Here is a 6,822-nt window from a genome sequence, read left to right on the forward strand (position 1 = left end):
GCCACGCCTCATGGACCGGGACATGTGTTTTCGGCTGCCCGCGACCGTCAGCCGGCCGGCCATTCCCCGGTGCGGGCGAACCGCTCGATGCGGGTCGCGTACGGCGTCGGGTCGAGCCCCCGCTCGCGCGCCCAGGCCGTGTCGAGGTGGGTGGTGCGGTACGGGCCGGCGCCGTCGCCGATGACGGTGACGACGCTCCCCCGCACGCCCGCTTCGCGCATCCGTGCCACAAGATGGCATGTCCCCCAGAGGTTGGTGCCGGTCGCCGGTCCGGCTTCGATCCCGGTGGCCGTGCGCAGCCACCGGACGGCCGCGAGGGACGCCGCGTCCGGCACCGGGATCATCAGGTCGATCAGCGCCGGCCGGAAGCCGGGCTCGGTACGGGGGCGGCCGATGCCCGGAATCCGCGACGGCATCCCCGTGGTGTAGTCGGCGCACCCGCTCGCCCACGCGGGAAAGTAGGCGGAGTTCTCCGGGTCCACGACGGCCAGCCGGGTCGGATGGCCGTGCTGCCTCAGATGGCGTCCGATGACCGCCGACGTCGCGCCCGTACCGGCGCCGGTGACGATCCACTCGGGCACCGGGTGCGGCTCCCCGCCCAGTTGATCGAAGATCTCGTCGGCGACCGTCGGCTCACCGCATCCGGCGACCGCAGGCTCCGCGTCGGTGAAGTGGTCCAGGAAGTGGCCCCCTGTCCGCTCGGCCCGTGCCCGCGCCTCCGCCTGGGCCGCGGCCGGCGGCTGTTCGCCGCGCTGCCAGCGTCCGCCCTCCGCCTCGATCCTGGCCAGGACGTCCGCAGGAGTCCTCGCCGGTACGACCGCGGTGAATTCAAGCCCCAGCAGCCTTGAGAACCGGGCTCCGGCGACGGCGACCGCCCCGCTCGTGGCCGCGACCACCGGTGTGTCCGCCCTGATGGCGTGACGGGCAATCGCCTCGCAGAACATGGCCCGCACCAGGCGGTACTTCATGCTGCCGGTGGGATGCGCGGACTCGTCCTTGAGATAGATGTCGACGCCCGGAACCCCGGGCAGCGAAAGCGCGCGCAGTGGCGTCCGCGCCGGGTGCGGGCCGTCCTCCCGCACCCGCCGGATCGCGTCGGCGGCCCAGGCGCCGGGATGTGGGGTCGTCATGAAGGAACCCTACGACCCCACGAGGCGCTGCTGGGGTCCCAGTTGCATCCGGTACTCCGCGGTGAGCTGTTGAGCCGGACTGCGGACACTTCTCCAGAGTTGCTGCCGTCAGACGCCGTCCGGTGCCATGGCTGCCAACCGGGCCGTCGGCGGCAGCGGTGTGTGGTGCGGGCATGCCTCGAACGCCTGGATCACGATGGCCGCGAAGCGCCGGGAGGCCATGATCCGGGTGGTGCTCGACGCGGCCTGGATCCCCTTGTTCGCCATCAGGACGAGAATGAGGTCGTCCAGGACGAAATCGGACCGCAGGTGCCCCGATTCGCCGGCTCGCCGGGCCAGTTCGGCGACCGCCTTCAGCGTGTACGTACGGCCCTCGACGACATCCGTCTCCCCCGGGAAGGCCGACAGGAACGCCTCGGTGAAGCCCCGGTCGCGGGCGTGCAGCTCGCAGATCTTCTCGATCACCAGGCAGAGGCCACGCCACGGATCGGGGTCGGCGCACCCCTCGTCGACGACCTCGCGGCAGGCGCGCATCTGGTCCTCGAAGGCTTCCGCGACCAGCAGCTGCTTGGTCGGGAAACGACGGTACAAGGTGGCTGGGCCCACCCCGGCGCGCCGGGCGATCTCCCGCATCGGCACGTTCAGGCCGTCGGTGGAGAACAGCTCCCGTGCCGCGCCGAGGATGCGTTCGCGGTTGTCCAGCGCGTCGGCGCGCAGCGTCTGAGGCAAACGGTTGGTCATCGCTCTCACTTCAGCCAAGTGGACGGGGGCGTCCATTACCGTCGCAAGCGTAGGTGCCGCGTACGGAACAGGCACCGCGCACGGCCGAGCACGACCGGACCCGACCGGATCGAGAACGCGGAGACGACATGAAGGCGATCACTATCCAGACGTACGGAGGCCCCGAAGGACTGGCCGTCGTCGACCTGCCGGAGCCCGTACCGGCTGCCGGAGAGGTGGTGATCACCACCGAGGCGGTGGGCGTCAGCGGTGCCGACACCGTGATCCGAAGCGGGGCGCTGGCCGCCTACGGCTTCGAGGAGGGCCACATCCCGGGCAGCGAGGTGGCGGGCACCGTGACCGCCGTCGGCGACGGTGTCGACGCGTCGTGGACCGGCCGGCGGGTGTGGGGCTTCACCGGTACCGGCGGGGGCTACGTCGAGCACGCCGTCGCGGCGGCCGGGGAGATCCTCCCCCTGCCGGAGAACCTGTCCGCCGCCGACGCGGTGACGCTCGGCAGTTCCGGTGCGGTGGCCCACTTCGGGCTCAGACACGCCCATTTCACCCCGGGGGAAAGGGTCCTGGTGCGTGGCGCGGCCGGCAGCATCGGGATCATGGCCGTACAGCTCGCGGCTCGGGGCGGTGCCGGTGCGGTGGCCGTCACGACGTCGTCGGCCGGGCGCGGCGCGCGGCTGCGCCGGCTCGGTGCGACCCATGTGCTGGACCGCTCCGGCGAAGGAGGGGTCGGGGCACCCTCGGGCTATGACGTGATCATTGACGTGGTGGCCGGTGCGGACATGCCGTCCTTCTTCGACAGGCTCCGCCCGAACGGCCGCATGGTGGCCGTGGGCGCTGTGGCGGGCCGGCCGCCGGCGGACTTCGGTGCGCGGATGATGGCGGCGTTCCAGAAGTCGATGTCCTTCGCGACCTTCAGCGCGGCCACCGTCTCCCGGGCCGACCTGCGTGCCGTGCGGCGCGAACAGTTCGCCGCAGCGGGCCGCGGCGAGATCGAAACGGTGGTGCATGAACTGCTGCCGCTGGACGAGGCCGTGCTGGCGCACCGGAAGATGGACGCGGGCGAGGTCTTCGGCAGGATCGTGCTGACGCCGTAGCGTCCGCTGCGCCGCTGCTGCCGTCGTTCCCGTCGTCCGGCGCCGAACAGCCGGCCGCTCCCGGTCACATGACCGGCTCGCCGATGGCCGGCAGGTCTCCCTCCACCTTGCCGCCGCCGGCTGTCGATCCCGAGGAGGCGGCACCTCCGTCGCTCTCCCGGTTGGCGCGGTCGATCTCGGCCATGTGTTCCTCGGCCCAGGCGCGCACCATCGCCAGCGGCTCCTCCAGGGACAGGCCGAGCGGGGTGAGCCGGTAGTACACGCGCGGCGGCACCGTCGGCTCCACGCGGCGGTCGGCCAGACCGTCGCGGGTCAGGCCCTGGAGGGTGACGGACAGCATCTTCTGCGAGATGCCGGGCATCCTGCGCCGCAGTTCCGCGAACCGCACCTCCTGCGGGGACGCCTCGGCCAGCACTTTGACGGCCATCGACATCCACTTCGTGCCGATCCGGTCGAGCAGGCCGCGGGTCGGGCACTTCGGGTCGAACAGATCTCCGCGAATCCCCTGCGGGGACCGTTGCGCCGGAGAGGTCACCTGGAGCTCACCACCTGACGCGGAAGTGCCCTCTTGGCACTCCCCCAGTAGTTACCTATCGTTTTGTAGTCACTCATGGTAACCGCATGGCCCGCATCGACCCCAGGAGTCCCCGTGTCCGTCGCATCGAGTCCCGTCACCAGCCGCCGCAGGCCGGGCACCGAGGTCCGGCGGGTCACCGCCAACGGCATGGAGCTCAACGTGGCCATCGCGGGGCAGGGGCCCGCCGTCCTGCTGCTGCACGGCTTCCCGCACACCTGGCAGCTGTGGACCCATGTCATGGACGGGCTGTCGGACCGGTTCCGGGTCATCGCGCCGGACCTGCGGGGCTTCGGGGCGAGCACCCGGGCGGTGGACGGGTACGACGCGGGCACGCTCGCGGCCGACGCCGAGGCCCTGCTCCACGCGCTCGGGGAGAGCTCCGCGGCCGTCATCGGAATCGACGCGGGCACGCCGCCGGCCTTTCTGCTGGCCATGCGCCGTCCCGGTCTTGTCCGGCAGCTGGTGGTCATGGAGTCATTGCTGGGCAGTCTCCCGGGCGCCGAGGAGTTCCTTGCCGGAGGGCCGCCGTGGTGGTTCGGCTTCCACAGCGAGCCCGGCCTGGCCGAATCCGTGCTCACCGGGCAGGAAGCCCGGTACATCGACTGGTTCCTGGACGCGGGCACGCTCGGGCAGGGGATGGACCCCGCCGTCCGTGCGGCCTTCCTCGACGCCTACACCGGGAGCGAGGCTCTGCGGTGTGCGTTCTCGTACTACCGCGCGCTGCCGGCGAGCGCCGGGCAGATCCGGGACGCCGTCCGTACGGACCGGCTGACCGTGCCCGCCATGGCCATCGGCGCCCGGCCCGTCGGCAGGGCGCTCGAACAGCAGCTGCGGCCGGTGGCGGACCGTCTCGTCGGCCATGTCATCGAGGACTGCGGGCACATCATTCCGCTGCACCGGCCCGCTGAACTGCTGCGCCTGCTGGAACCGTTCCTGCTGTCGGCCGGGGCGCCAGCGGAATCGGCGCGTGAGTGACCTGCATCCCGGCAGCCCGGGCGAACGAACGCGGCCGCTCGTCCCTGTCGTCCGCCGGGCGGGCCCGGCTGCCGCGTACCCTCGATTCCCATGCCAGCCCCCCGCCTGCATCACGTCGCGGTCCTCGTTCTCGAGGGCGCGAAGCCACTCGATGTCGGCATTCCCGCACAGGTCTTCACCACCCGCGCGAGCATGCCGTACGAGGTGCGGGTGTGCGGCGCGGCGCCTGGCCTCGTGGCCGGTGGCGACGGCCTGTCGTACTCCGTCACCCACGGGCTCGACGCCCTCGAATGGGCCGACATCGTCTTCGTGCCCGGCTACCGGCTCCCCGACCGCGACGACCCGCCACAGCCCGTCATCGACGCGCTGATCGCCGCCCATGACCGGGGCGCGCGCCTCGCCGCCATCTCCACCGGCGCCTTCGCCCTCGCTGCGACGGGACTCCTCGACGGCCGCCGCGCCACGACCCACTGGCACTACACGAAGGCGCTCGCGGCGAAGTATCCGCGCGTGCGGGTCGACGAGAACGTCCTGTTCGTCGACGAGGGCGGCGTGCTGACGTCGGCAGGCGCCGCGTCTGGCATCGATCTGTGTCTGCACGTGCTGCGCGGCGACCTCGGCGTGGCCGCGTCGAACTACGCGGCCCGGCGCCTGGTCGCGGCGCCCTACCGCAGCGGGGGCCAGGCCCAGTACGTGCCGCGCAGCGTGCCTGAGCCGCTCGGCGAGCGGTTCGCCGCCACGCGCGAGTGGGCGCTGCACCGGCTCGGCGAACCGCTCACCCTGGAGGTTCTCGCCCGGCACGCTGCGGTCTCACCGCGTACGTTCTCGCGGCGTTTCGCCGAGGACACCGGGTACACCCCGATGCAGTGGGTCATGCGGGCGCGCGTCGACGTGGCCCGTGAACTGCTCGAACGGTCGGAGCTGGGCGTCGAGCAGATCGCCGCCGATGTCGGACTCGGCACCGGGGCCAATCTGCGACTGCACTTCCAGCGCATCCTCGGCACCACGCCGAGCGAGTACCGGCGCACCTTCGCCCACGGCGCATAGCCATGGCCGGCCCGGGTGGCGAGATCCTTACGAACCATGGCGATCACGCCGCTGTCAGGGGGGTGGGGCGAGCCCGATGCTGGGAGCGAGGAGAAAGGGACTCTCACATGACTCGCATCGCCATCAACGGATTCGGCCGCATCGGACGCAACGTGCTGCGCGCGCTGCTCGAACGCGACAGTGACCTCGAAGTCGTCGCCGTCAACGACCTCTCGGAGCCCGCCACCCTGGCGCGGCTGCTCGCCTTCGACACCACGGCCGGCCGGCTCGGACGCCCGGTGACCGTGGACGGGGACACTCTCGTCGTCGACGGCCGCCGCATCAAGGTGCTCGCCGAGCGGGAACCGGCCAAGCTGCCGTGGGCCGAGCTCGGTGTCGACATCGCGCTGGAGGCGACCGGCCGCTTCACCTCGGCGAAGGCGGCCCGCGGCCACCTCGACGCGGGTGCGAAGAGGGTGCTGGTCGCCGCGCCGTCGGACGGCGCGGACGTCACGCTCGCGTACGGCGTCAACAATGACGCGTACGACCCGGCGCTGCACACGGTCGTCTCGAACGCCTCGTGCACGACCAACGCGCTTGCCCCGCTGGCCGCGGTGCTCGACGAGCTCGCCGGTATCGAGCACGCGTTCATGACGACGGTGCACGCCTACACGCAGGAGCAGAACCTGCAGGACGGCCCGCACCGCGACGCCCGCCGGGCCCGCGCCGCCGGGGTCAACATCGTGCCGACCACGACGGGTGCCGCCAAGGCGATCGGTCTCGTGCTGCCGAATCTCGACGGCAAGCTGTCGGGCGACTCCATCCGCGTGCCGGTCCCGGTCGGCTCGATCGTCGAGCTCAACAGCACCGTGGCCCGCGATGTGTCGCGCGACGAGGTGCTGGCGGCGTACCGGACCGCGGCGCAGGGGCCGCTGGCAGGCGTCCTCGAATACTCGGAGGACCCGCTCGTGTCGTCCGACATCACGGGCAACCCCGCCTCGTCGATCTTCGACTCGGCCCTCACCCGCGTCGACGGCCGCCACATCAAGGTGTCCGCCTGGTACGACAACGAGTGGGGCTTCTCGAACCGCGTGATCGACACGCTGACGCTCCTCGCCACTCGCTGAGCCGGCCCGGGGACGGCCTCCCCCGGGCCCGTGAGGGCTCAGGGGCGCCGCAATGACAAGTGGGTGGTCCCCTTTCCGGCCGAACGGAAAGGGGCCACCCACACTGCGGTTCCGGCGGCCGGTGTCAGGAGCGGGGCTCCTGCTCCTTGCCACTG

General features: G+C 71.9%; 7 protein-coding genes. 4 read left to right on the forward strand and 3 right to left on the reverse strand.

From position 1 onward, the window contains the following. Nucleotides 1–47: 47 nt before the first annotated feature. Nucleotides 48–1,130, reverse strand: coding sequence for a pyridoxal-phosphate dependent enzyme (locus ACFVW8_RS20930; protein ID WP_389692091.1), 1,083 nt, complete (start codon nt 1,128–1,130; stop codon nt 48–50). A gap of 108 nt (nt 1,131–1,238) precedes the next feature. Beyond that, nucleotides 1,239–1,871 carry a TetR/AcrR family transcriptional regulator gene (locus ACFVW8_RS20935; protein WP_389692093.1) on the reverse strand — a complete coding sequence of 211 codons (633 nt, stop codon included), beginning with the start codon at nt 1,869–1,871 and terminating at the stop codon, nt 1,239–1,241. 128 nt (nt 1,872–1,999) lie between these two features. On the opposite strand from ACFVW8_RS20935, the gene ACFVW8_RS20940 reads away from it, so the two are divergent. Further along, nucleotides 2,000–2,962, forward strand: a complete 963-nt coding sequence (locus ACFVW8_RS20940; RefSeq protein WP_389692095.1) for a zinc-binding dehydrogenase — start codon at nt 2,000–2,002, stop codon at nt 2,960–2,962. Between the two features lie 64 nt (nt 2,963–3,026). Here the strand turns inward: ACFVW8_RS20940 and ACFVW8_RS20945 are convergent, their stop codons facing one another. Beyond that, nucleotides 3,027–3,497, reverse strand: coding sequence for a winged helix-turn-helix transcriptional regulator (locus ACFVW8_RS20945; RefSeq protein WP_389692097.1), 471 nt, complete (start codon nt 3,495–3,497; stop codon nt 3,027–3,029). Nucleotides 3,498–3,686: 189 nt separating this feature from the next. Here ACFVW8_RS20945 and ACFVW8_RS20950 point away from each other — a divergent pair, with 189 nt between their 5' ends. From ACFVW8_RS20950 to gap, 3 genes are all read left to right on the forward strand, one after another. After that, complete coding sequence (locus ACFVW8_RS20950) at nt 3,687–4,514, forward strand: alpha/beta hydrolase (RefSeq protein WP_389692105.1); 828 nt, start codon at nt 3,687–3,689, stop codon at nt 4,512–4,514. Nucleotides 4,515–4,604: 90 nt separating this feature from the next. Further along, nucleotides 4,605–5,561 (forward strand): GlxA family transcriptional regulator, encoded by a 957-nt coding sequence (locus ACFVW8_RS20955; RefSeq protein WP_389692099.1) that lies wholly within the window; start codon nt 4,605–4,607, stop codon nt 5,559–5,561. 107 nt (nt 5,562–5,668) lie between these two features. Next, on the forward strand, nt 5,669–6,667 hold the full coding sequence (gap, locus tag ACFVW8_RS20960; protein WP_389692101.1) for a type I glyceraldehyde-3-phosphate dehydrogenase: 999 nt from the start codon (nt 5,669–5,671) through the stop codon (nt 6,665–6,667). Nucleotides 6,668–6,822: the final 155 nt, after the last annotated feature.

The organism is Streptomyces sp. NPDC058221, assembly GCF_042882365.1.
Classification (GTDB): Bacteria; Actinomycetota; Actinomycetes; order Streptomycetales; family Streptomycetaceae; genus Streptomyces.